27 protein-coding genes are annotated in these 26560 nt (G+C 68.0%); 7 read left to right on the forward strand and 20 right to left on the reverse strand.

Annotated elements, in window-relative coordinates:
* Positions 1–25: 25 nt before the first annotated feature.
* The 4 genes from galE to BDO18943_RS07390 are packed head-to-tail and all read right to left on the reverse strand — an operon-like array spanning position 26 to position 4329.
* Entirely contained in the window at positions 26–1048 is a 1023-nt protein-coding gene (gene galE / locus BDO18943_RS07375; protein WP_175021832.1) for a UDP-glucose 4-epimerase GalE, read from the reverse strand.
* 15 nt (positions 1049–1063) lie between these two features.
* Positions 1064–2200: a glycosyltransferase family 4 protein gene (locus tag BDO18943_RS07380; protein WP_175021833.1), complete on the reverse strand. Its 1137-nt coding sequence runs from the start codon at positions 2198–2200 to the stop codon at positions 1064–1066.
* Between the two features lie 51 nt (positions 2201–2251).
* Positions 2252–3076, reverse strand: a complete 825-nt coding sequence (locus BDO18943_RS07385; protein ID WP_175021834.1) for a glycosyltransferase — start codon at positions 3074–3076, stop codon at positions 2252–2254.
* Positions 3073–4329, reverse strand: coding sequence for a lipopolysaccharide biosynthesis protein (locus BDO18943_RS07390; protein WP_089450049.1), 1257 nt, complete (start codon positions 4327–4329; stop codon positions 3073–3075). Before BDO18943_RS07390 ends, BDO18943_RS07385 begins: the two co-directional genes overlap by 4 nt.
* A 263-nt stretch (positions 4330–4592) precedes the next feature.
* Here BDO18943_RS07390 and BDO18943_RS07395 point away from each other — a divergent pair, with 263 nt between their 5' ends.
* The 4 genes from BDO18943_RS07395 to waaA all read left to right on the forward strand — a co-directional run bounded on the left by BDO18943_RS07395 (position 4593) and on the right by waaA (position 9757).
* Positions 4593–5987 (forward strand): phosphomannomutase/phosphoglucomutase, encoded by a 1395-nt coding sequence (locus BDO18943_RS07395; RefSeq protein WP_175021835.1) that lies wholly within the window; start codon positions 4593–4595, stop codon positions 5985–5987.
* Between the two features lie 462 nt (positions 5988–6449).
* Complete coding sequence (gene waaC, locus BDO18943_RS07400; protein ID WP_175021836.1) at positions 6450–7445, forward strand: lipopolysaccharide heptosyltransferase I; 996 nt, start codon at positions 6450–6452, stop codon at positions 7443–7445.
* 34 nt (positions 7446–7479) lie between these two features.
* Positions 7480–8364: a Kdo hydroxylase family protein gene (locus tag BDO18943_RS07405; protein WP_175021837.1), complete on the forward strand. Its 885-nt coding sequence runs from the start codon at positions 7480–7482 to the stop codon at positions 8362–8364.
* A 37-nt stretch (positions 8365–8401) separates the two neighbouring features.
* A complete protein-coding gene (gene waaA, locus BDO18943_RS07410) occupies positions 8402–9757 on the forward strand; it encodes a lipid IV(A) 3-deoxy-D-manno-octulosonic acid transferase (protein WP_175021838.1) in 1356 nt (451 codons plus the stop codon).
* 63 nt (positions 9758–9820) lie between these two features.
* On the opposite strand, the gene ureG is transcribed toward waaA, so the two are convergent.
* The 16 genes from ureG to hemN form a co-directional block, all read right to left on the reverse strand.
* Entirely contained in the window at positions 9821–10468 is a 648-nt protein-coding gene (ureG, locus tag BDO18943_RS07415) for an urease accessory protein UreG (RefSeq protein WP_175021839.1), read from the reverse strand.
* A gap of 17 nt (positions 10469–10485) precedes the next feature.
* Positions 10486–11166, reverse strand: a complete 681-nt coding sequence (locus BDO18943_RS07420; RefSeq protein WP_175021840.1) for an urease accessory protein UreF — start codon at positions 11164–11166, stop codon at positions 10486–10488.
* Positions 11153–11752, reverse strand: coding sequence for an urease accessory protein UreE (gene ureE, locus BDO18943_RS07425; RefSeq protein ID WP_175021841.1), 600 nt, complete (start codon positions 11750–11752; stop codon positions 11153–11155). The genes BDO18943_RS07420 and ureE overlap by 14 nt, the downstream gene beginning before the upstream one ends.
* A 22-nt stretch (positions 11753–11774) precedes the next feature.
* A complete protein-coding gene (ureC, locus tag BDO18943_RS07430; RefSeq protein ID WP_175021842.1) occupies positions 11775–13481 on the reverse strand; it encodes an urease subunit alpha in 1707 nt (568 codons plus the stop codon).
* A 29-nt stretch (positions 13482–13510) separates the two neighbouring features.
* Entirely contained in the window at positions 13511–13816 is a 306-nt protein-coding gene (locus BDO18943_RS07435) for an urease subunit beta (RefSeq protein ID WP_043181642.1), read from the reverse strand.
* 8 nt (positions 13817–13824) lie between these two features.
* Positions 13825–14127, reverse strand: coding sequence for an urease subunit gamma (gene ureA / locus BDO18943_RS07440; RefSeq protein WP_006406310.1), 303 nt, complete (start codon positions 14125–14127; stop codon positions 13825–13827).
* 236 nt (positions 14128–14363) lie between these two features.
* Positions 14364–15239 (reverse strand): urease accessory protein UreD, encoded by an 876-nt coding sequence (locus BDO18943_RS07445; protein WP_175021843.1) that lies wholly within the window; start codon positions 15237–15239, stop codon positions 14364–14366.
* Between the two features lie 208 nt (positions 15240–15447).
* On the reverse strand, positions 15448–16140 hold the full coding sequence (urtE, locus tag BDO18943_RS07450; protein ID WP_175021844.1) for an urea ABC transporter ATP-binding subunit UrtE: 693 nt from the start codon (positions 16138–16140) through the stop codon (positions 15448–15450).
* A 4-nt stretch (positions 16141–16144) separates the two neighbouring features.
* Entirely contained in the window at positions 16145–17002 is an 858-nt protein-coding gene (urtD, locus tag BDO18943_RS07455; RefSeq protein WP_175021845.1) for an urea ABC transporter ATP-binding protein UrtD, read from the reverse strand.
* Complete coding sequence (urtC, locus tag BDO18943_RS07460) at positions 16999–18186, reverse strand: urea ABC transporter permease subunit UrtC (RefSeq protein WP_175021846.1); 1188 nt, start codon at positions 18184–18186, stop codon at positions 16999–17001. Before urtC ends, urtD begins: the two co-directional genes overlap by 4 nt.
* A 1-nt stretch (position 18187) precedes the next feature.
* The gene (gene urtB, locus BDO18943_RS07465; protein ID WP_175021847.1) at positions 18188–19807 is read right to left on the reverse strand and encodes an urea ABC transporter permease subunit UrtB; all 1620 of its coding nucleotides are present in this window, start codon (positions 19805–19807) and stop codon (positions 18188–18190) included.
* A gap of 149 nt (positions 19808–19956) precedes the next feature.
* Positions 19957–21264 carry an urea ABC transporter substrate-binding protein gene (urtA, locus tag BDO18943_RS07470; RefSeq protein WP_039367747.1) on the reverse strand — a complete coding sequence of 436 codons (1308 nt, stop codon included), beginning with the start codon at positions 21262–21264 and terminating at the stop codon, positions 19957–19959.
* A 456-nt stretch (positions 21265–21720) separates the two neighbouring features.
* Positions 21721–22044: a rhodanese-like domain-containing protein gene (locus BDO18943_RS07475; protein ID WP_011351193.1), complete on the reverse strand. Its 324-nt coding sequence runs from the start codon at positions 22042–22044 to the stop codon at positions 21721–21723.
* 14 nt (positions 22045–22058) lie between these two features.
* Positions 22059–22715: a protein-L-isoaspartate O-methyltransferase family protein gene (locus BDO18943_RS07480; protein ID WP_043181658.1), complete on the reverse strand. Its 657-nt coding sequence runs from the start codon at positions 22713–22715 to the stop codon at positions 22059–22061.
* Positions 22716–22819: 104 nt separating this feature from the next.
* Positions 22820–23077: a hypothetical protein gene (locus BDO18943_RS07485; RefSeq protein ID WP_006488573.1), complete on the reverse strand. Its 258-nt coding sequence runs from the start codon at positions 23075–23077 to the stop codon at positions 22820–22822.
* Positions 23078–23157: 80 nt separating this feature from the next.
* Positions 23158–24549 carry an oxygen-independent coproporphyrinogen III oxidase gene (gene hemN / locus BDO18943_RS07490; RefSeq protein ID WP_175021848.1) on the reverse strand — a complete coding sequence of 464 codons (1392 nt, stop codon included), beginning with the start codon at positions 24547–24549 and terminating at the stop codon, positions 23158–23160.
* Between the two features lie 161 nt (positions 24550–24710).
* On the opposite strand from hemN, the gene BDO18943_RS07495 reads away from it, so the two are divergent.
* From BDO18943_RS07495 to BDO18943_RS07505, 3 genes are all read left to right on the forward strand, one after another.
* Positions 24711–25037 (forward strand): YkgJ family cysteine cluster protein, encoded by a 327-nt coding sequence (locus BDO18943_RS07495; protein ID WP_407649795.1) that lies wholly within the window; start codon positions 24711–24713, stop codon positions 25035–25037.
* Entirely contained in the window at positions 25034–25615 is a 582-nt protein-coding gene (locus BDO18943_RS07500) for a DUF1439 domain-containing protein (protein ID WP_175021849.1), read from the forward strand. The genes BDO18943_RS07495 and BDO18943_RS07500 overlap by 4 nt, the downstream gene beginning before the upstream one ends.
* A gap of 81 nt (positions 25616–25696) precedes the next feature.
* On the forward strand, positions 25697–26527 hold the full coding sequence (locus tag BDO18943_RS07505) for an undecaprenyl-diphosphate phosphatase (protein ID WP_175021850.1): 831 nt from the start codon (positions 25697–25699) through the stop codon (positions 26525–26527).
* Positions 26528–26560 lie beyond the last annotated feature (33 nt).

Raw genomic sequence — 26560 nt, forward strand, 5'->3', positions numbered from 1 at the left:
GACCGCTCGAAAAATGGACAGCGGATTATACAAAACCGCGGGGGTTCCCCTCCTGCCATCGCCAGTGATCGGCACACATTTCTTCGATGCCGAGCGTCGCGCGCCAGCCGATGATGTCGGCCGCGGCCTGCGGGTTCGCGTAGCACTCGGCGATGTCGCCCGGGCGGCGCGCCACGAGCTCGTACGGCACCGGCCGGCCCGACGCCTTTTCAAACGCCCGCACGACTTCCAGCACGCTGTAGCCCTGGCCCGTGCCGAGGTTCACGACGAAGCTCGCATCGCGCTTCGCGAGCGCGTCGAGCGCGGCGATGTGGCCCTTCGCGAGATCGACGACGTGGATGTAGTCGCGCACGCCCGTGCCGTCCGGCGTCGGGTAGTCGGCGCCGAACACGCGCAGCTTTTCGAGCTTGCCGACCGCGACCTGGGCGACATACGGCATCAGGTTGTTCGGGATGCCGGCCGGATCCTCGCCGATCAGCCCGCTCGCGTGCGCGCCGACCGGGTTGAAGTAGCGCAGCGTCGCGATCCGCCACGACGGGTCCGACACCTCGAGGTCGCGCAGGATCTGCTCGGCGATCAGCTTCGACTGGCCGTACGGGTTGGTCGCCGACAGCGGGAACGATTCGTCGATCGGCGAGCGTTCGGGCACGCCGTACACGGTCGCGGACGAGCTGAACACGAACTGCTTGACGTTGCGCTCGCGCATCACCTTCAGCACGGCGAGCAGGCCGCCGAGGTTGTTCTGGTAGTACTCGAGCGGCTTCGCGACCGATTCGCCAACGGCCTTGAGCGCCGCGAAATGGATCGTGCCGGTGATCGGGTGCGCGTCGAACACCTTGGCGAGCGCGGCTTCGTCGCACACGTCGACCTGATGGAACGAGGGCGTCTTGCCCGTGATCCGCTCGATGCGGCGCACGGATTCGGCCTTGCTGTTGACGAGGTTGTCGACGATCACGACGTCGTAGCCGTTGTCGAGCAGCTCGACGGCCGTGTGCGAGCCGATGTAGCCCGCACCGCCGGTAACGAGGATGGTGCCTTTAGCGGTCATTGCAGAGGTGCTCCTTCAGAGGGTAATGCCTGTCAATGAATGAATGGTCTGCCGGTAGCGCTCGACGACCTGCTGCTCGTCGAATTCCACCGCGACCTTGTGCCGGCCGCGCGCACCCATCGCGTCGCGTCCGGCCGTGCCGAGTTCGATCATGCGGAGCAATTGCTCCGCGAGGCTTGCGCTGTCGCGCACGCGGCACAGGAAGCCCGTTTCGCCGTCGGCGACGACGTCGCGGCAGCCCGGCACGTCGGTCGCGACGATCGGGCGGCCCATCGCCGACGCTTCCATCAGCGTGCGCGGCACGCCTTCGCGGTACGACGGTAGCACGACGCAGTCGGCCGCCGCGATATGGGGGCGCACGTCGTGCGCTTCGCCGAGATACTCGACGACGCCTTCGCTCGTCCATGCGTGGACATCGGCGCGGCCGATCGCGCTCGGATTGTCGACGCCGAGCGGCCCGAGCAGCTGGAAGCGTGCGTTCGGGAAGCGGGTGTGCACGATGCGCGCGGCCTCCACGTATTCGCGCACGCCCTTGTCCCACAGCAGCCGGCCGATCAGGATGAAGACGGGGGCATCGCCGGCGGGCAGCGGCGCCGGTGCGAACTGTTCGAGATCGACGCCTTCGCCGTGCAGCAGCCGCGCGCGATCGGGATGCGCGAGCAACCGCTCGTCGGTGAAGGTCGCGAGATCGTCGCGGTTCAGGAACCACACTTCACGCGGGAAGCGGAACGCGAACCGGTACAGGCGCTTTGCGACGCTTGCCGCGCGGCTTTTCTGGATGAAGACGTAGCCGAGCCCGGTCGTCACCGCGATCGACGGAACGCGCGCGAGCCACGCGGCGACCGAGCCGTAGATGTTCGGCTTGATCGTGTAATGGAACACGAGATCGGGCCGCAGCGCGCGGTAGTGACGCGTCAGCGCGGCGAGCGTGCCGAGATCCTCGCGCGGGCTCGTACCTTTCGACGCGACCGCGAGCGCCACGCAGCGGCAGCCCATCTGCTCGAGCAGCGGCACCGTGCGGTCGTGCGGCGCGATCACGATGACCTCGGCGCCGCGCGCGACGAGCGCACGGATCAGCCCGTGGCGATACGTGTAGATCGCCCAGGCCGTGTTGCAGACGAGCGCGATGCGCAGCGGGGAGGTGGCGGACATGAAAAAAAGAAAAAATAAAGCGTCGAAATGACCGAAAGCGCCGGATCCGCGTCACGCGGACGGCCGCGCGGCGAACAGCGTCTGCTTGATCCGCTGCAGCGTGCGGTACGGCGTCACGAAATGCAGCAGGTTCTTGGCGAGGCCGGCCCAGTCGTACGGGTTCAGCGCGTTGAAGTGGATCAGCAGCAGCGTGAGCGTCGACACCAGCTGGCGCCGGCGCTTGGTCGCGCTGATCCCGCCCTCGTTGAGCTCGTAATAGAGGCCGAGCTCGGGCAGGTTCGCGCAATCGTAGCGTTGCATTAACCGTAAAAAAAGATCGAGATCCTCGGCTGCGTGGTATTTCACGCGATAGTTGCCCACTTCGCGCACGGCGTCGATGCGCAGCATGACCGACGGGTGCACGAGCGGCGAGCGCAGGAAGCGCGTGCGGCGCAGTGTGCGCGGGTCGGTGGCCGGCGTCAGCATGAAGCGCGGCTCGCCGGCGCGCGACACGACCTGCGTCCACATGCCGACGCAGGCCACCCGCGGGTGGGCGCCGAGATACGCGCGCTCCTTCGCGAGGCGCTGCGGTGCGGCGAGATCGCCCGCGTCGATGCGTGCCGCATAGCGGAAGCCGCGGGCGGCCAGCGCGTCGATGCCGGCCGCGAGCGCGCGCTCGATGCCGCCGTTCTGCGGCATGCGCAGCACCTCGATCGCGAGGCCGGGCAGGTCGGGCACGACGATCGGCGGCGTGCTGCCGTCGTCGACGATCAGCACGTGCACGGGCGTGTCCTCGCGAAACGACGCGAGGGTCCGGACGACGTCGTCGTGCCCGTTGTAGGCCGGCATCAGCACGGCCACATCGTCGAGCGAGGGCGGGCAATCAGGGGACGTCATGGTCGCAGCTTGAAACGGATGTAATAAAAATTGACGGCGGCGGCGGCCAGGTAGCCGGCTGCCAGCCCGACGAGCGCGCCGTACAGGCCGAGCCGCGGGATCGCGAACAGGTTGACGAGCGCGGCGATCGCGAGCGCGAGCAGCCATTTCGACAGCAACACGAATTTTGCTTGATATTTGAGAACGATAAGATTGCCTATCGCCTCGATGCCGGCCGGCACCGACAGCCAGACCGCCCAGCGGAAGATGTCGACCGACGCCTCGTAGCCGTGGCCGAACACCTTGCCGACGATCAGCGGGGCAGCGGCGTCGAGTACGAGCGCGCCGGCTGTCATCAGGCCGGCCGTCATCGCGATCAGCCGGACGATGTTGCGGCGCAGCCGTGCGACGTCCTGCACGCGGTAGACGAAGGCGGGCGCGATCGTCTGCGCAAGCATCAGCGCGAGCGTGATCCAGTTCTCGTTGAGCTGCTGCGCGGCCGAGTAACGGCCGAGATCGGCGAACGAGACATGACGCTCGAGCATCAGGCGGTCGAGCTTCAGGAACAGGTACATGCAGATGAGGCCGAGCCAGAACACCGTGCCGGCGGTCGCAAAGTGCCGGAACAACGGCTTGTCGAAGGTCCAGCCGAGCGCGCCGCCGTTGCGATGCCGGTAGTACAGCAGCAGCGCGAAGCCGATGGCGGCGGCTTCGAGCGCCCACAGCCACGCGAAGCGGGCGGGGCCCGCGGCCGCGCGGACCAGCAGCCAGACGAGCAGCGCCTTCGCCAGCGCGGTGACCATGCTGGTGACGAGCTGTGGCTTGCTGTAGGTCATGCTCTGCAGCCACGCGTTGACGACGCCGACGAACGGCTCGCGGAACACCATCGTGACCGCGAGGCCCGCGAGCATCGCGCCGACCAGCGGGTCGAAGGCGCCCGCGGCGATCGCGATCCAGGTCGCGGCGAGCGCGGCGACCGACACGGCGATACGCAGCACGAACGCGCTGCCGAGCACCGCGCCGAGCTGGGCGGGCGGGCGCTGGACGATGGTCGGGACGAGGATTTCCGCGCCGCACACCCAGGTGAGCGGCGCCAGTACCAGGAGAAGCGTATTCGCATACTGCCATTTGCCGAACACATCTGGCCCGAAATAACGGGCCAGCAGGCCGCTGATCGCGATCGCGACGCCGATCTGCGTGAGCCGTTCGAGCCCCAGCCAGACGAGGTTCGCGACGGCCTTCGCGACATCCGGGTTGCCGAAGCGCTTCAGCATGCGCGGCGGCGGCGTGCGCGCAGGGCGGCCGGCAGGGCGCCCGGGGGCAGCAGATTGGCGGCGGCGGGACGGCTAGGCATTAAAATGGGCGGTATGCGCGTCATCAAAACCCGCGATTATAAGTGGGATCGGGGGCGCTCCCGCCGTTCCGCGCCAGCGGTTTCGCTCGATGCCGGGCCAGCATGTATCATGCGCGGCACCGGCGAGCGGCGGCCAGGCGAGCCAGACAAATTTCCATGCACGCAACTGAGAGAAGAGAATCGATGATCTCCCAATCCATCTTCAAGGCATATGACATTCGTGGCGTGGTCGGCAAGACGCTCGACACCGACACGGCGCGCGGGATCGGCCGGGCATTCGGCAGCGAAGTGCGCGCGCAGGGCGGCGATGCAGTCGTCGTCGCGCGCGACGGCCGCCTGTCCGGGCCGGACCTCGTCGGCGCGCTGGCCGACGGCCTGCGTGCCGCGGGCGTCGACGTCGTCGACGTCGGCATGGTGCCCACGCCGGTCGGCTATTTTGCGGCGAACGTCCCGCTCGCGCTGAAGGACGGCGAGCGCCGCGTCGATTCGTGCATCGTCGTCACGGGCAGCCACAACCCGCCCGACTACAACGGCTTCAAGATGGTGCTGCGCGGCGCGGCGATCTACGGCGAGCAGATCCAGGCGCTGTACCGCCGCATCGTCGACGAGCGCTTCGAGACGGGCAGCGGCTCGTACGAGCAGTTCGACGTGGCCGATCAATACATCGCGCGCATCGTCGGCGACATCAAGCCGGCCCGCCCGATGAAGCTCGTCGTCGACGCCGGCAACGGCGTGGCCGGCCCGCTCGCGACGCGCCTGTTCAAGGCGCTCGGCTGCGAGCTCGTCGAGCGCTTCACCGACATCGACGGCACGTTCCCGAACCACCACCCCGATCCCGCGCACCCGGAAAACCTGCAGGACGTGATCCAGGCGCTGAAGGACACCGACGCCGAGATCGGCTTCGCGTTCGACGGCGACGGCGACCGCCTCGGCGTCGTCACGAAGGACGGCCAGATCATCTATCCGGACCGCCAGCTGATGCTGTTCGCGGAAGAAGTGCTGTCGCGCAACCCGGGCGCGCAGATCATCTATGACGTGAAGTGCACGCGCCACCTCGCGCAATGGGTGAAGTCGAAGGGCGGCGAGCCGCTGATGTGGAAGACGGGCCACTCGCTCGTGAAGGCGAAGCTGCGCGAGACGGGTGCGCCGCTCGCCGGCGAAATGAGCGGCCACGTGTTCTTCAAGGATCGCTGGTACGGCTTCGACGACGGTCTCTACACGGGCGCGCGCCTGCTCGAGATCCTCACGAAGACGGCCGATCCGAGCGCGCTGCTGAACGGGCTGCCGGACGCGATGAGCACGCCTGAACTGCAGCTGTGGCTTGACGAAGGCGAGAACTTCCGCCTGATCGACAAGCTGCAGAAAGAGGCGAAGTTCGACGGCGCCGAGGAAGTCGTGACGATCGACGGCCTGCGTGTCGAGTACGCGGACGGCTTCGGCCTGGCGCGTTCGTCGAACACGACGCCGGTCGTCGTGATGCGTTTCGAGTCCGAGACGCAGGAAGGGCTCAAGCGCATCCAGGAGGACTTCCGCCGCGTGCTGACGGCCGCGAAGCCGGACGTCAAGCTGCCGTTCTGAGCCTCGGCGGCCTATGAGCCGCCAACGGCGCGATGGTGAGTCCGATCGTCGCGCCTCCCCCGAAAAGCGGCGCACGCGACACGCGTGCGGCCGCTTTTTGTCTCTAGGGCCTGTTCCCGCTAATAACGGGCTTGCGCTGGCCGCCAGAAGGGCCGAGCACAAGGAATGCGACGAAGCGAATACTCGACGTATTCGCGAGGAGCATGACGCCGCGATCGGCCCTTCTGGCGGCCAGCCCCACAAAGGAATTTTTAATCACGGGAACGCGCCTTGCCGGCCGCATTGCGGCGTCGCGCGTCGCTTGTTTGGTACGAGCCAAACGGCGCTTCTTGCTTCTTGCACTGCAGCCGGCAAGGCACGTTCGCAAGCCCGTTATTAGCGGGAACAGGCCCTAGGCTCCCCGGGCGCGATAAAATCGCTCCTTTCTGCTTGTCGCCGGCTGCCAGCCGGCGTTTTTTCAGCGTGCAAAAGATCCTGATCGTGCGCGTGTCGTCGCTGGGCGACGTCGTGCACAACATGCCGGTGATCGCCGATATCCGGCGCCGCCACCCCGATGCGCAGATCGACTGGCTCGTCGAGGAAAGCTTCGTCGACCTGGTCAAGCTCGTCGACGGCGTGCGCAACGTGCTGCCGTTCTCGCTGCGCCGTTGGCGCAAGAAGCCGTTCTCGGGCGCCACGTGGCGCGAGATCCGGGCCTTCCGCCAGCGCCTCGCGGCCGAGCAGTACGACCTCGTGATCGACTGCCAGGGCCTCATCAAGACGGCCTGGGTCGCGAGCTGGGCGCGCGGCCCGCTCGTCGGGCTCGGCAACCGCACCGATGGCGCCGGCTACGAGTGGCCGGTGCGCTTCTTCTATCGCAAGCGCGTGCCGATCGCGCCGCGCACGCACGTCGTCGAGCGCTCGCGGCAACTCGTCGCGGCCGCGCTGGGCGACCCGGCGCCGACGCCGGCTGATCCGGTCGACTTCGGCCTCGATACGCGTGCGGCGGCGCTCGCCGTGGCGGCGCTCGGCCTGAACCTGCCGGTGCCGTACGTGGTGTTCGTCCATGCGACGTCGCGTGCCGACAAGCAATGGCCGGACGCCGCGTGGGTCGAGCTCGGCCAGGCGCTCGTGCGGCGCGGCGCGTCGCTCGTGCTGCCGTGGGGCAACGACGCGGAGCGCGCGACCAGCGAGCGGCTCGCGAAGGAATTCGGCGCGGCGGCGATCGTGCCGCCGCGGCTGTCGCTGCCGGCCGTGGTCGGGCTGATCGACGGCGCGGCCGCCACCGTCGGGGTTGATACAGGTCTGGTTCACATCGCGGCCGCGCTGAAGCGTCCGACGGTCGAACTGTACAATTTCGCGACGGCCTGGCGGACCGGCGGCTACTGGTCGCCGAACGTCGTCAATCTCGGCACGGCGGGGCAACCCCCGTCGATCGCGCAGGTGAAGTCGGCGCTCGCGGGCTTCGGTCTCCTGTAACGCTGTCACACGCGCGAACCCACGCGAACCGAACATGAGCGAATCCCAGATCATCGAAGTCTCGTCCGCCGACTGGAGCGGACACAACCTGTCGGCGCCGCGCGAGCAGCTGCTGGCCGCCGTCGAGGAAGGCAAGGTGCTGTATTTCCCGCACCTGCGCTTCGCGATCGAAGGCGGCGAGGAAGCACTGCTCGATCCGGCGCTTGCCGACCCGAAACGCAAGAACATCAGCCTCGCGCCGAACGGCGGCGCGCTTGCCGGCGTGCTCGGCGACAGCGTCACGCAGTCGGCGGTGCGCGCGCTCGTCGCACGCTTCCAGCAGCAGGCCGGCACGCTCGTCGACGGCCTCTTTCCCGAATACCGCGGCAAGCTGCGCGTCGCGCCGACCAGCCTGCGGCTGATGCAGGTCGAGACGCGCCAGACGTCGTGGCGCAAGGACGACAGCCGGCTGCACGTCGACGCGTTCCCGTCGCGGCCCAACTACGGCGAGCGCATCCTGCGCGTGTTCACGAACGTGAACCCGGCCGGCGTGCCGCGCGTGTGGCGCGTCGGCGAGCCGTTCGAGGACGTCGCGAAGCGCTTCCTGCCGCACATCAAGCCGCAGTTGCCGGGCGCCGCGTGGCTGCTGAACCTGCTGCACGTGACGAAGTCGCCGCGCAGCGCGTACGACCACCTGATGCTGAACCTGCACGACAGCATGAAGGCCGATCTCGACTACCAGAAGACGAGCCCGCAGGAGACGATGCCGTTTCCGCCGGGCTGCGTGTGGATATGTTTCTCGGATCAGACTTCGCACGCTGTGATGTCCGGCCAGTTCATGCTCGAGCAGACCTTCTTCCTGCCGGTCGACGCGATGGTCCGCCGCGAATGCGCGCCGCTCGGCATTCTCGAACGCCTGAAGGGCAGGGCGCTGGTTTGAGCGCGCATTTTCTTCGAAGCAAGACAAGGGACGCGGCATGCTGAGGGTGATCTATCGCGCGCTGTGGTGGCTCGTCGCACCGATCGCCGTCATCCGGCTTGTCGTGCGCTCGCGCAAGGAGCGCGGCTATCGCGAGCATATCGGCGAACGCTTCGGCCACGTGGCGGGCCGCTCGCGTGACGACCGTGCGCCGCTGATCTGGGTGCATGCGGTATCGGTCGGCGAGACGCGCGCGGCGCAGCCGCTGATCGACGCGCTGATGCATGCGCGCCCCGATGCACGCATCCTGCTCACGCACATGACGCCGAGCGGCCGTGCGACCGGCGAACAGATCTTCGGCGATCGCGTGCTGCGCTGCTACCTGCCGTACGACATGCCCGGCGCGGTGCGGCGCTTCCTGCGCGCGTGGCGGCCGACGCTCGGCCTCGTGATGGAAACCGAGGTGTGGCCCACGCTGATCGACGAGTGCCGCCGTGCGGACGTGCCGCTGGTGCTGACCAATGCGCGCATGTCCGCGCGTTCGTTCCGGCGTGCCTCGAAGTTCGGCGCGGCGACGCACGACGTGTTCGGCGGCTTCTCGCGCGTGCTCGCGCAGAGCCCGGCCGACGCGGAGCGGCTGACGTCGCTCGGCGCGCGCAACGTGACCGTACTCGGCAACCTGAAGTTCGACATGACGACGCCGCCGGAACTCGCGGCGCGCGGCCATGCGTGGCGCGACGCGATCGGCGCGCGGCCCGTGTGGGTGGCCGCGAGCACGCGCGAGAACGAGGAGGCGCTGGTGTTGCAGGCATTCGCGTCGATGCGCACGCCCGGCGCGCTGCTGGTGCTCGTGCCGCGTCATCCGCAGCGTTTCGCCGAGGTCGAGGCGCTCGTCGAGCGCAGCGGGCTCAAGTGCGTGCGACGCTCGGTGTGGGCGGCCGACAAGGCCGCGCTCGCGGCCGGCCGGCCGGCTGCCGAGCCGCTGCCGGACGACGTGTCGGTGCTGCTTGGCGATTCGATGGGTGAGCTCGGCGCGTATTACGCGGCGGCCGACGTAGCGTTCATCGGCGGCAGCCTGTTGCCGCTCGGCGGCCAGAACCTGATCGAAGCGTGCGCGGTCGGCGTGCCGGTGCTGATCGGGAAGCACGTATTCAACTTCACGCAGGCGACCGCCGACGCGGTCGCGGCCGGCGCGGCGCTGCAGGTCGAGGATCCGCTCGATCTCGCGCACGTGCTCGACGCGCTGTTCGCCGACAAGGCGCGGCGCATCGCGATGGGTTCGGCTGGTGCCGCATTCGCGTCGCGTCACCGCGGCGCGACCGCGCGCACGGTCGACGTGCTCGCGGCACTGCTGCCGCCCGCCGAACGCGGCGGGCGCGCGCTGCAGGACGAGCAGGATACGTCCGACGACTAGACGAAGGCGGCGCAATGCCGCCGGGAGCATGCGTGGCGGCACCGTGTGGCACCGCCGCGCCGCTCAGACCGTCAGCAAACCCTTCTTCTCGATGAACGCGATCACGTCCGCGACGCCGTCGAGCGCCTTCAGGTTCGTCATCACGTAAGGCCGCTCGCCGCGCATCTTCTTCGTGTCGGACGCCATCACGTCGAGGTTCGCACCGACCAGCGGCGCGAGATCCGTCTTGTTGATCACGAGCAGGTCGGACTTCGTGATGCCGGGGCCGCCCTTGCGCGGAATCTTCTCGCCGCCCGCGACGTCGATCACGTAGATCGTCAGGTCCGACAGTTCGGGGCTGAACGTCGCCGCGAGATTGTCGCCGCCCGATTCGATGAACACGATGTCGGCGTCGGGGAAGCGCGACAGCATCCGGTCGACCGCTTCGAGGTTGATCGACGCATCCTCGCGGATCGCCGTGTGCGGGCAGCCGCCCGTCTCGACGCCCATGATGCGCTCCTCGGGCAGCGCGCCCGCGACCGTCAGCAGCCGCTGGTCTTCCTTCGTATAGATGTCGTTGGTGATCGCGATGAGGTCGTACTGGTCGCGCATCGCCTTGCACAGCATCTCGAGCAGCGTGGTCTTGCCGGAGCCGACGGGGCCGCCGATGCCGACGCGCAGCGGCGGCAGTTTCTTCGTGCGGCGGGCGGAGGAAGGGGCAGGTGCGTTCATGGCGGATAGTGTCGGGTTCAGGAGCGGAACAACCGCGAATACTGGGTTTCGTGCCGCGCGGACAGGATGCCGAGCTGTGGCGCGAACGTGTTGACGGCGTCGGGCGGCGTCGCGAGCGCGCGGCGCACGGCCGCGTCGATCGCGCCGCGCAGCGCGACGATGATGCGTTGCCCGGCGAGCTGGCCGAGCGGTACCGCCTTCAGCGCGGCGGACGTCTGGTTCTCGACCCAGCCGAATGCATACGCGGCGAGCACGGCGTCGGCGCTCGCGTCGTGCGCGGCGGTGGCATAGGCGAATGCGGTGGGCAGCGCGACCGGCGAAATCGACGCGAGCGTCGCGCGGCGCGCGGCGTCGCCCCATTCGAGCGATGCGCACAGCTGCGCAAGCGACCAGCCCATCTGTTCGGTCTCGCGGCGCAGTTCCGCCGATTCGCGGCTCGCGATGAACCACGCGTTTTCGGTGGCGAGTGCCGATGCGTCGTGCGCGTGCCAGCGCGCGAGCTGGTGCGCGAGGAACGGCAGCTCGCCGTGCGCGAGCACGTCGGTCAGGCCGCTCGCGATCCAGTCGCGCGCGGTGTCGGCGTCGCGGATCAGGTTCGCGTCGAGCGCCGCTTCGAGACCCTGCGAATAGCTGAACGCGCCGATCGGCAGTGCGGGTGACGCGAGATGCAGCAGCGCGACGAGTTCAGTGGTGGTCATGGCCGTGGCCGTGAGAACAACCCGGACCATGCTGGTGATCGTGATCGTGATCGTGATCGTGCGAGTGGCCGTGATGCTCGCCGAACACTTGCTGCGCGAGCGCGTAGTCCTCGGCGAACGTCGCGTCGTGCCCGTGCTTGTGGCCGCCGCCGTATGCACCGGCTTCCGGCTGGAACGGCGCGCTCGCTTCCTCTACCTGCGTGCCGAGCCGGCGCAGCATGTCCGCGAGCACCGGGTCGGCTTCGAGCTTCAGGTAGCCGTCGCCGATCTCGACCGGCGTGTGGCGGTTGCCGAGATGGTATGCGGCGCGCATCAGCGTGAGCGGATCGGCGGCGCGCACGAGCAGCACGGTTTCGGGCGCGGCGGCAATGCGCACGAGTGCACCGTCGTCGGCAACCAGCACGTCGCCGTCGCGCAGGATCGTGCCGCGCGGCAGCAGGACCGCGACGTCTTCGCCGGTGTCGAGCGTCGCCGCGAGGCGGCTCTTGCAGCGGGCGTAGTAGGCGAGCGTGAGCGTCGGCGCGCGCGCGACGAGCGACGCGGCGAGTTTCACGTTCGGGGCAATGCGTTTGTCGAGGGTGCGCATGAATCGAAAACCGGCAATCAGGTCAGAACAGGAAATAACGCTGCGCCATTGGCAGCACCGTGGCCGGCTCGCAGGTGAGCAACTGGCCGTCGGCGATCACGTCGTAGGTTTCGGGGTCGACGCTGATCGACGGGCGCCACGCGTTGTGGATCATGTCGGCCTTCGTCACGTTGCGGCAGTTGCGCACGGGCACGATCCGCTTCGCGAGGCCGTAGCGTTCCGCGATGCCCGCATCGGCGGCCATCTGCGACACGAAGGTCAGCGACGTGCGCGCGAGTGCGCCGCCGCGGGTGGCAAACATCTCGCGATAGTGGACCGGCTGCGGCGTCGGGATCGACGCGTTCGGGTCGCCCATCTGCGCCATCGCGATCATCCCGCCCTTCAGGATCATGGTCGGCTTGATCCCGAAGAACGCCGGTTCCCACAGCACGAGGTCGGCCCACTTGCCGGGCTCGATCGAGCCGACTTCGTGCGCGATCCCGTGCGTGAGCGCCGGGTTGATCGTGTACTTCGCGACGTAGCGCTTCGCGCGGAAGTTGTCGTTGCGCGCACCGTCCTCGGGCAGCGCGCCGCGCTGCACCTTCATCTTGTGCGCGGTCTGCCACGTGCGGATGATCACTTCGCCGACGCGGCCCATTGCCTGCGAATCGGACGACAGCATCGACAGCGCGCCGAGATCGTGCAGGATGTCCTCGGCCGCGATCGTCTCGCGGCGGATCCGCGATTCGGCGAACGCGAGATCCTCGGCGATCGACGGATCGAGGTGATGGCACACCATCAGCATGTCGAGATGCTCGTCGAGCGTGTTGATCGTGTACGGGCGCGTCGGGTTGGTCGACGACGGCAGCACGTTCGACTCGCCGCACACCTTCAGGATGTCGGGCGCATGGCCGCCGCCGGCGCCTTCGGTGTGGTAGGTGTGGATCGTGCGGCCCTTGAACGCGGCGACCGTCGATTCGACGAAGCCGCCTTCGTTCAGCGTGTCGGTGTGGATCGCGACCTGCGTGTCGGTGTCGTCGGCGACCGACAGGCAGTTGTCGATCGCGGCGGGCGTCGTGCCCCAGTCTTCATGCAGCTTTAGCCCGATCGCGCCGGCCGCGATCTGCTCGACGAGCGGCTGCGGCAGGCTCGCATTGCCCTTGCCGAGGAAGCCGAGGTTGATCGGCCAGCCGTCGGCGGCCTGCAGCATCCGCTCCATGTGCCACGGGCCCGGCGTGCAGGTCGTTGCGTTGGTGCCGGTGGCCGGCCCCGTGCCGCCGCCGAGCATCGTTGTGACGCCCGATGCGAGCGCCTCGTCGATCTGCTGCGGGCTGATGAAGTGGATGTGCGTGTCGATGCCGCCCGCCGTCACGATCAGCCCTTCACCGGCGATCACTTCGGTCGCCGCGCCGATCGGAATCGTCACGCCCGGCTGGATGTCGGGGTTGCCGGCCTTGCCGATCGCGGCGATGCGGCCGTGCTTGATCGCGATGTCGGCCTTCACGATGCCCCAGTGATCGAGGATCACCGCGTTCGTGATGATCGTGTCGGGCACCTCGGCCGCGACGCGCTGCGACTGGCCCATCCCGTCGCGGATCACTTTCCCGCCGCCGAATTTCACTTCCTCGCCGTAGGTCGTGAAGTCGCGTTCGATCTCGATCAGCAGTTCGGTATCGGCGAGCCGGACGCGGTCGCCCGTCGTCGGCCCGAACATTTCCGCGTACGCGCGGCGGCTCAAGCGTAGTGTCATGTTGCTGTTCCTGAAGAGCGGGGCGCGGCTTACAGCGGCCCCATCACCTTGCCCTGAAAACCGTAGACGGCGCGCTCGCCCGCGAGTGCGACGAGTTCGACGGTGCGCGTCTGGCCCGGCTCGAAGCGCACGGCGGTGCCGGCCGCGATGTTCAGGCGAAAGCCGCGCGCGGCCGCGCGATCGAACGACAGTGCGTCGTTGACTTCGAAGAAGTGGTAGTGCGAGCCGACCTGCACCGGGCGGTCGCCGGTGTTCGCGACGACGAGCGTCAGCGTGGCGCGGCCTGCATTCAGTTCGTGTTCGCCGTCGTCGGTGAGGATTTCGCCGGGGATCATGCGGGACCTCACGGAATCGGGTGATGGACGGTCACGAGCTTCGTGCCGTCGGGGAAGGTCGCCTCGACCTGGATGTCGGGAATCATCTCCGGCACGCCGTCCATCACGTCGTCGCGCGTGAGCAGCGTCGTGCCGTAATGCATGACCTCGGCGACCGTCTTGCCGTCGCGCGCGGCTTCCATCAGCGCGGCGGTGATGAAGGCGACCGCCTCCGGATAGTTGAGCTTCAGGCCGCGTGCGCGACGGCGCTCGGCCAGCAGCGCCGCCGTGAAGATCAGCAGCTTGTCTTTCTCTCGGGGAGTCAGTTTCATGAAGGCAAACGTTCAGGAAAACGTAATTTTTATCGGTGCGTGCGCAACGGGGCGAACGCGCGGGTCATCGTAGCACCGCGCTGTTTTGCGTGCGTCGCGTATCGGTTATGTAAGGAGCAAGGCGTGTGCCATGTGCGTTGTACGCAGCGCGATGCGCGCTCGTGGTGCGCGATGCATGCGCAACGTGCAGCGCCGCTCGCGACGCTGCGCCGAAACGGTGCGTGGTGCGATCGCGCTCAGGTCTGCCAGAGGCGCAGCGGCCGTGCGTCGACGCCGTGCACGATCGGCCGCAGATGCAGCCAGCAGTCGGTGAAGTGGCGTTGCAGCGCTTCCATCGACGTCGACAGCGCGCGGACCAGCACGACGCCCGGTGTCACGCAGGTCGCGCCCGCGCGCAGCGTGGCATCGAACGGCATCCGCGCGGCGAGCGATTCGGCGAGCGCGGCGTCGCACGCGGCGCCGGCCGCCCACAGCGTGCCGTACGCGGGAAAGCCGGCGAGACCCTGCAAAGCACCGCGCAGCGGGTCGTGCGCATCGAGCAGCGCGCGTTCGGTCCATAGTGGCCGGCCGTCGGCATCGACGAGCGCCGACGTCGACGCGATGCGGCCCGCCGACCAGGTTTCGCCGGCCGCTTGTCGGCCGAGCTGCGACGCGTCCCAGCCGATTGCACTGGCGCCCGCGCCGAGCTTGACCGTGAAATCGAGCGACGCGTGCGCCGCGTCGAAGAACAGGTTGTTCTGCGGCAGCCAGTCGAGTTTCGCGTGCTCGCCGACCGCGATGCCGATGCGCTGCGTCGCGTCCAGCCCGTTCGACTTGTACCACTTGGTCGCGCCGGGTGTCGTCAGCACCGCGTGCGTGCCGTTGCCGAGCGCGATGTCGATGTCGAGCCGGTCGCCGCCCGCGACGCCGCCGGGCGGGTGGACGATCACCGCGTGGCAGATCGCGTCGCCTTCCGGGTACAGCGGCCGCTGCACGCGCAGCGGGCCTTCGTGCAGCCGGTGCGCGAGCGTCGTGCGCGCGCCGTGCCGTCCGAAGCCGAGTTCGAGGCGGCCGTGCCACGACTTGGCGACGGCGGGGCGGGACAGCGGGGCATGGGAATCGGGGGCGGACATCGGCGGGAAGCAGGGGGGCGGGCGCGGTGAACGAGGATGCTACCGCAACAATATACGCTGAGGTACCCGCGTTGCGGGGCGTGGCAACGCCGTTCCCGGGCCGTACTGCTTCGCCGGCGCGTGCCCGACAGGCGCCGCTCGGCGAGGCACCGGATCGGTGTTGCGGGCCGATCGTCGGACGCAACGCCGCCCCGGGTCGCCTTTCCCGCTATACCGCGATCAGTTCCCGCACGCCGTTCGTCTCCATGTCGCGCGCGTCGCCGCCCGCGACGATCTCGCCACGGCTCATGACCCAGTAGCGGTCGGCGATCGACTGGGCGAAGTCGTAGTATTGCTCGACGAGCAGCACGGTCATCTTCGATTCGTCGACCAGCTGGCGCAGCGTGCGGCCGATGTCCTGGATGATCGACGGCTGGATGCCTTCGGTCGGCTCGTCGAGGATCAGCAACTGCGGCTCGCTCATCAGCGCGCGGCCGATCGCGAGTTGCTGCTGCTGGCCACCCGACAGGTCGCCGCCGCGTCGCGCGCGCATGTCCTTCAGCACCGGGAACAGGTCGTAGATGCGGTCGGGCACTTTCGACGGCGTCTTGCGGCTCGCCGCGCCGACGAGCAGGTTTTCCTCGACGGTCAGCCGCGGAAAAATGTCGCGTCCCTGCGGCACGTACGCGAGCCCGGCCGCGACGCGCGCGTACGGCGGCATCGCGCCGAGCGCCGTGCCGCGCCACGATACGCTGCCGCTCTTCGCGGCGACGACGCCCATCAGGCAGCGCAGCAGCGTGCTCTTGCCGACGCCGTTGCGGCCGAGCAGCACGGTGAGCTTGCCGTCGTCGGCGGCGAGGCTCACGTTGCGCAGGATGTGGCTGCCGCCGTAGTACTGGTTCAGTGCATCGATCTTCAGCATCGCATCATCGTCCAAGGTAAGACTCGATCACCGCGTCGTCGCGCTTGACCTGGTCGAGCGTGCCCTGCGCGAGCACGGCGCCTTCGGCCATCACCGTCACGCGGCCCGTGTCGCCCGCGAGTGCCGCGACGAATTCCATGTCGTGCTCGACGACCATCATCGAGCAGGTGCCGCGCAGCGTGTTCAGCAGCTCGGCGAGTTCCATCGTCTCGTGATCGGTCATCCCGGCCGCCGGCTCGTCGAGCAGCAACAGGGCGGGGCGCTGCATCAGCAGCATGCCGATCTCGAGCCGCTGCTTCTGCCCGTGCGACAGCTCGCCGGCCGCGCGGAATGCGTGGCTTTCCAGGCCGATCAGCGCGAGCGTCTCCTCGATCTTCGCCTGCGCGGCACGGTCGAGCCGGGCACGTAGCGACGCGAGCCAGCCCTTGTCAGTCTGCATCGCGAGCTCGAGGTTCTCCCACACCGGGTGCTGTTCGAACACGGTTGGCTTCTGGAACTTGCGGCCGATGCCCGCGCGTGCGATCTCGGGCTCGTTCATCCGCGCGAGATCGAGCGTCTGGCCGAGAAACACCTTGCCTGCGTCGGGGCGCGTCTTGCCGGTGATCACGTCCATCATCGTCGTCTTGCCGGCGCCGTTCGGGCCGATCACGCAGCGCAGCTCGCCCGCGTCGATCGCGAGCGACAGCTTCTTGAGCGCGCGGAAGCCGTCGAAGCTCACCTCGATATCCTCGAGGTAGAGGATCGTGCCATGCGACGTATCGATGCCGGGCTGCACCACGCGCCCCATCGATGCGGTGCCGCTGACGGCCAGCAGTTCGTCCTCGGGCGGCGGCGTGAATTGGTAGAGGGCCGTTCCGTTCATGCGCGTTTCCCCTTCGCGAGCACGGTTTCGACGAGGCCCATGATCCCGCGCGGCAGCAGCAGCGGCACGAGCACGAAGATCAGGCCGAGGAAGAACAGCCAGTATTCGGCGAAGTACGCGGTAAACAGGCTCTTCGCGCCGTTCACCGCGAACGCGCCGACGATCGGCCCGATCAGCGTGCCGCGCCCGCCCACCGCGACCCAGATCGCCATCTCGATCGAGTTGCCGGGCGACATCTCGCCGGGGTTGATGATGCCGACCTGCGGCACGTACAGCGCGCCCGCGATGCCGCACAGCACGGCCGACTCGGTCCACACGAACAGCTTGTACGCGAGCGGGCTGTAGCCGAGGAACATCAGCCGCGTCTCGCCGTCGCGCACCGCGGTGACGACGCGCCCGAGCTTGCTCGTGACGATCGCGCGCGCCGCGATGAACGCGAGCACCAGCGTCGCGAACGTCAGCAGCAACAGCACCGTGCGCGTGCCGGGCGACGTGACCGCGAAGCCCGCGATGCGCTTGAAGTCGGTGAAGCCGTTGTTGCCGCCGAAGCCGGTCTCGTTGCGATAGAACAGCAGCATCGCGGCGAACGTCATGGCCTGCGTGATGATCGACAGGTACACGCCTTTCACCCGCGAGCGGAACGTGAAGAAGCCGAACACCCACGCGAGCACGGCCGGCACGAGCACGACGAGCGCGAGCGCCCATGCGAGATGCTGCGTGCCGCTCCAGTACCACGGCAGCTGGTGCCAGTCGAGGAACACCATGAAGTCGGGCAGGTCGCTGCCGTACTTGCCGTCTCGGCCGATCTCGCGCATCAGATACATGCCGATCGCATAGCCGCCGAGCGCGAAGAACAGCCCGTGGCCGAGGCTCAGGATCCCGCAGTAGCCCCACACGAGATCGAGTGCGAGCGCGGCGATCGCGTAGCACATCAGCTTGCCGGTGAGCGTCATCGCGTACGCGGACAGATGGAACACGCTCGACTCGGGCGCGACGAGCGCGGCGAGCGGCACGCCGATGCCGATCGCGATGCACAGCGCGATCAGCGCGAGCCACGCGCGCCGCGACAGCAGCGCGGGGCGGGGCGGCAGGCCGAGCGCGAAGCGTTCTTCCGCGCGGGCGGCGGCAGTCGGCTTCGGCGAATCGGCGGCCGGATTGGACAACGAGTGGGTGAATGAAGTCACGTCAAGCCTCCGCACTGCGGCCCTTCGGGGCAAACATGCCCTGCGGACGTTTCTGGATGAACAGCACGATCATCACGAGCACCGCGATCTTCGCGAGCACGGCGCCCCAGAACGGCTCGATCGCCTTGCTCGCGAGGCCGAGCCCGAAGCCGCCGAGCACGGTGCCGGCGATCTGCCCGACCCCGCCGAGCACGACGGCCATGAATGAATCGATGATGTAGTTCTGGCCGAGGTCGGGCCCCACGTTGCCGATCTGCGACAGCGCGCAGCCGCCGAGGCCCGCGATGCCCGCGCCGAACGCGAACGCATACGCGTCGACGCGCGCGGTCTTCACGCCGACGCACGCGGCCATCCGGCGGTTCTGCGTGACGGCGCGCACGAACAGGCCGAGCCGCGTCTTCGTCAGCACGGCCCACGCGACGAACACCACCGCCAGCGCGAATGCGAGGATCGCGAGCCGGTTGTACGGCAGGATCAGGTTCTGCATCACGGTCACGCCGCCGCTCATCCACGACGGATTCACGACCTGCACGTTCTGCGCGCCGAACAGCATCCGCGTCGCCTGGATCAGGATCAGGCTCACGCCGAACGTCGCCAGCAGCGTCTCGAGCGGGCGGCCGTACAGGTGCCGCAGCACGAGCCGTTCGAGCACGATGCCGACGAGCGCGGCCGTCACGAACGACACCGGCACTGCGACGAGCGGATACCAGTCGAACGCGCCGGGTGCATAGCGCTGGATCAGCGTCTGCACCACATAGGTTGCGTACGCACCGATCATCAGGAATTCGCCGTGCGCCATGTTGATCACACCGATCAGCCCGTACGTGATCGCGAGGCCGAGCGCGGCGAGCAGCAGCACGCTGCCGAGCGACAGGCCGGCGAACAGCGTGCCGACGATCTCGCCGCGGCGCTGCAACGCGTGCAGCGCTTCGAGCCCCTGCTGCGCGGCGTCGCGCACGCGCGCGTCCGGCTCCGCGTAGCTGCCGTCGGCGTTCTTCGCGACGAGCGGGCGCAACTGCTCGATCATGTCGAGATCGCGGCGCGCGGCCACCACCTGCACGGCTTCGAGGCGCTTTGCCGGATCGGCGTCGTGCAGCGCGGCGATCGCCCACAACGCGTCGAGGCGGCGCTTCAATGCGGGATCGGTTTCCTTCGCACGCGCGCGGTCGATCATCGGCTTGAGTGCCGGGTCGGGCGCTTTCAGCAACGCATCGATCGCGTCGCGGCGCGCGGTGACGTCGGGCGATGCGAGCGCGAGCCCCGACAGCGCGCCCGCGATCTTCGTGCGCAGCAGGTTGTTCAGCATCACGGGCTGCGCGTCGCCGGCCGGCGTCGCGGCCTGCGTGAGCGCGTCGTGCGCGGTGTCGCCGGTCTGGATCAGCAGGCGGCCGTCACCGGTCGCGAGCGCGTCGCCGGTCGACAGCGCGTTGAGCAGCGCGACGGCGCGCGGATCGGGATCGGCGGCGAGCCGTTCGATCGCGGCCGTCTTCGCGTCGAAGTCGTCGCCGGCGAGCGCGGCGGTATCGGTAGCCGTCAGCGCGAACGCGGCGCGCGGCAGCCCGCCCGCGAGGGCGGCGCACGCGACGATCGCGACGGCGGCTCGGCGAAAGCGTGTAGGCATCGGGAAATCCTGTCGGGCGTGGGGAAGCGAATGCGGGCGGCGACGCGCGGTCGCTTGCTGTTCATGAAGGCAAGCGTGGCCGGCGCATCGATATCGGCGTCGGTGTGCGAGCGGCACGTCGCGCATGAAGCGCGACGCGCCACCCTGCATCAGGCAAGCGCCGCGCGCTGCCGGCGCAGGAAGGCCGGGATCGACGTGACGATGTCCGGCTTGCCCTGGTTGCCCGCGATGAACGGGCTCCACGGTTGCGCGCGCACCGCGGTCTTGGTCTTCCACACGACGTTGAACTGCCCGTCGCCACGGATCTCGCCGATCATCACCGGCTTGTGCAGGTGATGATTGCCGTCCATCGCGAGCGTGAAGCCCGACGGCGCGGCGACGGTCTGGCCGATCATCGCGACGCGCACCTTGTCGACGTCGGTGCTCTTCGCCTTTTCGACGGCCTGCTTCCACATGTGGATGCCGACGTAGGTCGCTTCCATCGGATCGTTGGTCACGCGCTTCGCGCCGCCCGGCAGGTTGTTCGCCTTCACCCACGCGGCGAACTGGTCCTTGAACTTCGTGTTGGTCGGGTTCTTCACCGACATGAAGTAATTCCACGCGGCGAGGTGGCCGACGAGCGGCTTCGTGTCGATCCCGCGCAGCTCTTCCTCGCCGACCGAGAACGCGACGACCGGCACGTCGGTCGCCTTGATCCCCTGGTTGCCGAGCTCCTTGTAGAACGGCACGTTCGAGTCGCCGTTGATCGTCGAGATCACGGTCGTCTTGCCGCCTTGCGAGAAGTTCTTGATGTTCGCGACGATGGTCTGGTAGTCGCTATGGCCGAACGGCGTGTAGACCTCCTGAATGTCGGCGTCCTTCACGCCCTTCGATTTCAGGAACGCGCGCAGGATCTTGTTGGTCGTGCGCGGATACACGTAGTCGGTGCCGAGCAGGAAGAAGCGCTTCGCGCCGCCGCCTTCCGCGCTCATCAGGTACTCGACGGCCGGGATCGCCTGCTGGTTGGGCGCCGCACCCGTATAGAACACGTTGCGCGACATTTCCTCGCCTTCGTACTGCACCGGGTAGTAGAGCAGGCCGTTCAGCTCCTCGAATACCGGCAGCACGGACTTGCGCGACACCGACGTCCAGCAACCGAACACGCACGCGACCTTGTCCTGCGTGAGCAGCTGGCGCGCCTTCTCCGCGAACAGCGGCCAGTTCGATGCGGGATCGACCACCACGGGCTCGAGCTTGCGGCCCATCACGCCGCCGCTCTTGTTGATGTCGGCGATCGTCATCAGCGCGGTGTCCTTCAGCGACGTCTCCGAGATCGCCATCGTGCCCGACAGCGAGTGCAGGATGCCGACCTTGATCGGGCCGGTGCCCGCATCGGCCGCGTGCGCGAACGGGCTCTTGCCCGCGAGCGCGAGTGCGCCGGCCATCGAACCGAACTTCAACAGACTGCGACGTTTCATCGGGTTCCCCTTGACGTGTTGGATATGCGTGCGCCATGCAGGCGTCGGCCAAGGGGGTAACGCAAGGCATGTGCCAGTCGTGCGGATGCACGTCCGGCGTGCCTGAGCGGGGCGGTGCGTGGCGTCGGGACGGTGCGCATGACGCGTCGTGCAGCATGGGCGGTCCGTCGCGGTGCAGGTTCACGGGCGCAAATGGTGCACGGTCGGGGTTCCCCGTTCCGGTGCCGGCACCGGAACGCGGTGCGGGACTGCCGTGCACCGTGACTTCGCGCCACGCCGGCAGGGCAGGGCTCGGACACAGCGCAGTGCCGCTGCCGGTCATCGAGACGACGCTGAAGTGATTAACCGGAGCGGAAAAGAGAAACGGGCACGCGATGCGTGCCCGTTCGGGGGATCAGTGCGGCCGGCGGCAGTGTGCCGATCGGCGAGGCGGCGAGCGATGCGCCACCGGCAGTATCAGTAACGCGGCACGGACGGATCGACGTCGCGCGACCACGCGTCGATCCCGCCTTGCAGGTTGTACAGCTTCGTGAAGCCGCGCGATTCGAGGAACATCGCGACCTGCGCGCTGCGCATCCCGTGATGGCACACGCAGACGATTTCCGCTTCGTCGTCGAGCTCTTCGCTGCGCGCGGGAATCTGCTGCATCGGGATCGACACGCTGCCGGCGATATGCGCGGTCGCGATTTCCCACGGTTCGCGCACGTCGAGCACGACCGGCGCGGGACGCGCCTTGTCGCCGAGCCATTCCGCGAGCATCGCGGCCGTCAGGATCTGCATGGTGGCTCCGCCGCTCAGAACTTGAAGCGCGACGGCTCGATCGCGTTGACGAGGTGGTCGATGTACGTTTCGAACACGTCGGCGACGCGGTACTGCTTGTCGTCGATGCGCGTGATGATCTGCGCCTTCATCACCGGACGGCCGCCGACGAATGCCGCGAGGCGGCCGCCGACCTTCAGCTGTTCGAGCATTTCCTGCGGCACGACGGGCAGGCCGCCCGCGACGCAGATCACGTCATACGGCGCCTTGCCGGCCCAGCCGCGCGAACCGTCGCCGAGCACGACTTCCGCGTTGGTCACGCCGTCGTTGCGCAGGTTGTCTTCTGCGAACTTCGCGTTGGTCGGATCGATCTCGACGGCCGTCACGTGCTGCGCACGGTGCGCGAACAGCGCAGCCAGGTAGCCCGAGCCGGCGCCGATGATGAGCACGTTCTCGTGCTTCTTGACCGTCAGCTCCTGCAGCACGCGCGCTTCGACGCGCGGGAACAGCATCTTGCTGTTGCCGTTGGGCAGCGGGAGTTCGAGGTCGGCGAACGCGAGATCGCGGTATTCGGCCGGAACGTAGTTTTCACGCTTGACGATCGACAGCAGGCCCAGGACGTCGAGATCCAGCACGTCCCACGGCCGGATCTGTTGTTCGATCATGTTGAAACGCGCGTTTTCGATATTCATGGTGTGGTCACGCAGCCTGGTCGGCCATCAGCGGGGATAGAGAAACTTCGTGATTGTACCAAACGGGGCGGCCGCGAAGCCTTCAGGCGGCCTGCAACAGACCTTTACCCCTTGCTCTTCTTGATCTGCGCCTCGAACGCGAGGTCGAGCTTGCTCGCCTTGCGCGGTTTTTTGGGGCCGAATTCGTCGACGAACTTGACGAACTCGTCGAGCGGCAGCGGCTCGCAGCGCTTCTCGGCCGTGCCGCCGGAGCGGTCGACGAGATAGAACAGGCCGCCCGCCATCGCGACGGCCGCGAATTGCGGGTTGCCGGAGCGGGTCTTCAGGCGTTCGACCGCGTGGGTCGCTTTGGTGGTGCGCATCGTGCGGATTCTGGCGGGGCGTAAGCCCCACACTGTATCAAACCGGCCGCCCGCGTGCGGCCGGCCGGGGCCCGCCGGGTTCAGACCGTGCGCGAGTAGCGCTGCTGCTGCGTCTGGCCGAGATACGCGTCGAATGCCATCGCGATGTTGCGCACGACCATCCGGCCGGCCGGATGGATCGTCAGGCGGTCGGCCACGATCGTCACCAGCCCGTCGCGCTCGAACGGGCGCAGCGCGTCGAGTTCGCGCGCGAAATGATCGGCGAAGCGGACGCCGTGCGCGGCCTCGACGTGCGAGAACGGCAGGTCGAGGTTGCACATCAGTTGCGTGATCACGTCGCGGCGCAGCCGGTCGTCGGGCGTGAGCCGCACGCCGCGCGCGATCGGCAGCCGGCCCGCGTCGAGCGCGGCGCCGTAGGCGGGCAGGTCCTTCGCGTTCTGCGCGTAGACGTCGCCGACCTTGCCGATCGACGACACGCCGAAACCGACGAGATCGGTATCCGCGCGCGTGCTGTAGCCCTGGAAATTGCGCTGCAGCGTGCCGTTGCGCTGCGCGTGCACGAGTTCGTCGGACGGCCGCGCGAAGTGGTCCATCCCGATGTACACGTAGCCGGCCGACGTCAGCATGTCGATCGCGAGGCCGAGCAGTGCGATGCGCGTTTCCGGCGGCGGCAGCGTCGCATCGTCGATCTGCCGCTGCATCTTGAACAGGTGCGGCATGTGCGCGTAGCCGAACACCGACAGCCGGTCGGGCGCGAGTTCGATGATCGTTTCCAGCGTGCGAGCGAAGACGGAGACGGTCTGGTGCGGCAGCCCGTAGATCAGGTCGACGCTCACCGAATGAAAGCCCGTCGTGCGCGCGGCCGAGAGCAGGTCGGCCGTCATCGCAAGTGGCTGGATGCGGTTGATCGCCTGCTGCACGACCGGATCGAAATCCTGCACGCCGAGGCTCAACCGGTTGAAGCCGATGTTGCGCAGGTGCACGAGCGTCGCGGGCGTGACCGTGCGCGGGTCGATCTCGATCGAGAATTCGGCGTCGGCATCCGGCGCGAGCGCGAAGTGCTCGCGGGTGGCCGCCATCAGCTCGGCCGTTTCGTCGTTGGACAGGAAGGTGGGCGTGCCGCCGCCCCAGTGCAACTGGGTAACCGGGCGTGACGGATCGAACAGCGTGGCCTGCAGCGCCATCTCGCGCTTGAGCTGGTCGAGATACGGGCGCGCGCGGCGGTGGTTGTTGGTCGCGATCTTGTTGCAGCCGCAGTAGAAGCACGCGGTGTTGCAGAACGGGATGTGGAAGTACAGCGACAGCTCGCTCGACGACGCGCCGGGGTCGCTTGCCGCGCGCACGTAGTCGGCCGGGTCGAAATCGTCGCGAAACTGCAGCGCGGTGGGGTACGACGTATAGCGCGGCCCGTTCGCACCGTACTTCGCGAGCAAATCGGGACGGAACATTGTGTCGGCAGAACCAGAACGCATGATGGTCTCGCGCTTTTTAGATGCATTCGAGTATATAAACGCGCGATTGGGCTGCATTGTGTAATAACGTCGCAGCCGGCGATGGCACAATGCGGGGTGGGGCTGCCGGCACCGCGTCCGGTTGCCGCACCGTTTTTTTGTTGTTCGTTCGAGAGAGCCGAGTGTCCGTCGAATTGCCTGTCCGCCCGGCGTCAGCCGTCCCGCCGCCGCATGCGTGCCGCGAGGGCTGCGGCGCGTGCTGCATCGCGCCGTCGATTTCCAGCCCGATTCCCGGCATGCCCGACGGCAAGCCGGCCGGCGTGCGCTGCGTGCAGCTCGGCGACGACCTGCGCTGCCGGATCTTCGGCCGCCCCGAGCGGCCCGCGTGCTGTTCCGGGTTGCAGCCGGCGGCGGACATGTGCGGCGCATCGCGCGACGACGCGCTCGCGTGGCTCACGCGTCTCGAGGCCGCGACGCGGCCGTCGTCACCAGGAGAGTGTTTAGCATGACCGCACCTTGCGCGCCCGGCCGGCGCCGTTTTCTTGCCGCAACCGTAGGCGCCATCGGCGTGACGCTCTCGCTCGCCGCGTGCGCGTCGACGTTCCCGTTCATCCCCGATCACTACACGTTCTCGCGCGGTGACGTGCAGAAAGCCGTCGCGCGCAAGTTCCCGTACCAGAAGACGGTCGCGCAGGTCGTCGACGTATCGCTCGCGAACCCGGCCGTCAGCCTGCTGCCCGACCAGAACCGCGTCGCCGTGCAGCTCGACGCGCATTTCGTGAGCCCGTTCCTGCGCGCGCCCGTCAACGGCAAGTTCACCGTGTCGGGCCAGCTTGCTTACGACGCGCCGAGCCGCTCGGTCGTGCTGAAGTCGCCGGCCGTCGACAGCCTCGCGCTCGACGGCGACGCGCAGATGTACGCGCAACAGGTCGGCGCGGCCGCCGGCCTGCTCGCGACGCAGTTGCTGACCAACTATCCGATCTACACGTTCAAGCCCGAACAACTGCAATTTGCCGGGGTGAACTACGAACCCGGTACAATTACGATTCTTACAAACGGCATACGCGTGGCGATCGTCGAAAAATGACGACGACCCGCGCTCGGCCGGAGGGGGGCCGCGCGTGGAAGAGTGGCCCATTCATTCGACCATTTCGGAGTTGGGCCACGGATGGACTGGATCCTGATCTGCAAGGCTTTGATCCTCGGCGTCGTCGAGGGGCTGACGGAGTTCCTGCCGGTGTCGAGTACCGGTCACCTGATCGTCGCGGGCAGCTTCCTGAATTTCAACGATTCGCACGCGAAGACATTCGACGTCGTGATCCAGTTCGGCGCGATCCTCGCGGTCTGCTGGGAATACCGGCAACGGATCGCGTCCATCGTGTCAGGGCTGCCGAGCCGGCCCGACGCGCGGCGCTTCACGCTGAACGTCGTGATCGCGACGATTCCCGCGATCGCACTCGGCCTGCTGTTCGAGAAGAAGATCAAGGCCGTGCTGTTCTCGCCGGTTCCCGTCGCGTTCGCGCTCGTCGTGGGCGGCGCGATCATCCTGTGGGCCGAGGCGCGGCAGCGCGAGCGTCGCGAGCCGCCGCGCGTGGTGTCGGTCGATGCGCTGACGCCGCTCGATGCGCTCAAGGTCGGCATCGCGCAGTGTTTCGCGCTGATTCCCGGCATGTCGCGCTCGGGCTCGACGATCATCGGCGGGATGCTGTTCGGCCTCGACCGGCGCGTCGCCACCGAATTCTCGTTCTTCCTCGCGATTCCGATCATCTTCGGCGCGACGCTCTATGAAACCGTCAAGGACTGGGAGGCGTTCACCGTCGATTCGCTCGGCCTGTTCGCGCTCGGGCTCGTCGCGGCGTTCGTCAGCGCGTTCGTGTGCGTGCGCTGGCTGCTGCGCTACGTCGCGACGCACGATTTCACGGTGTTCGCGTGGTACCGGATTGCGTTCGGGCTGTTCGTGCTGCTGGTCGGGTACAGCGGCTGGCTGAACTGGGCGTGACGCGAATACGGAGGCGGGCGCGCCTCCCATGAA

Source organism: Burkholderia aenigmatica (assembly GCF_902499175.1).
In the GTDB taxonomy this organism is placed as follows: Bacteria; Pseudomonadota; Gammaproteobacteria; order Burkholderiales; family Burkholderiaceae; genus Burkholderia; species Burkholderia aenigmatica.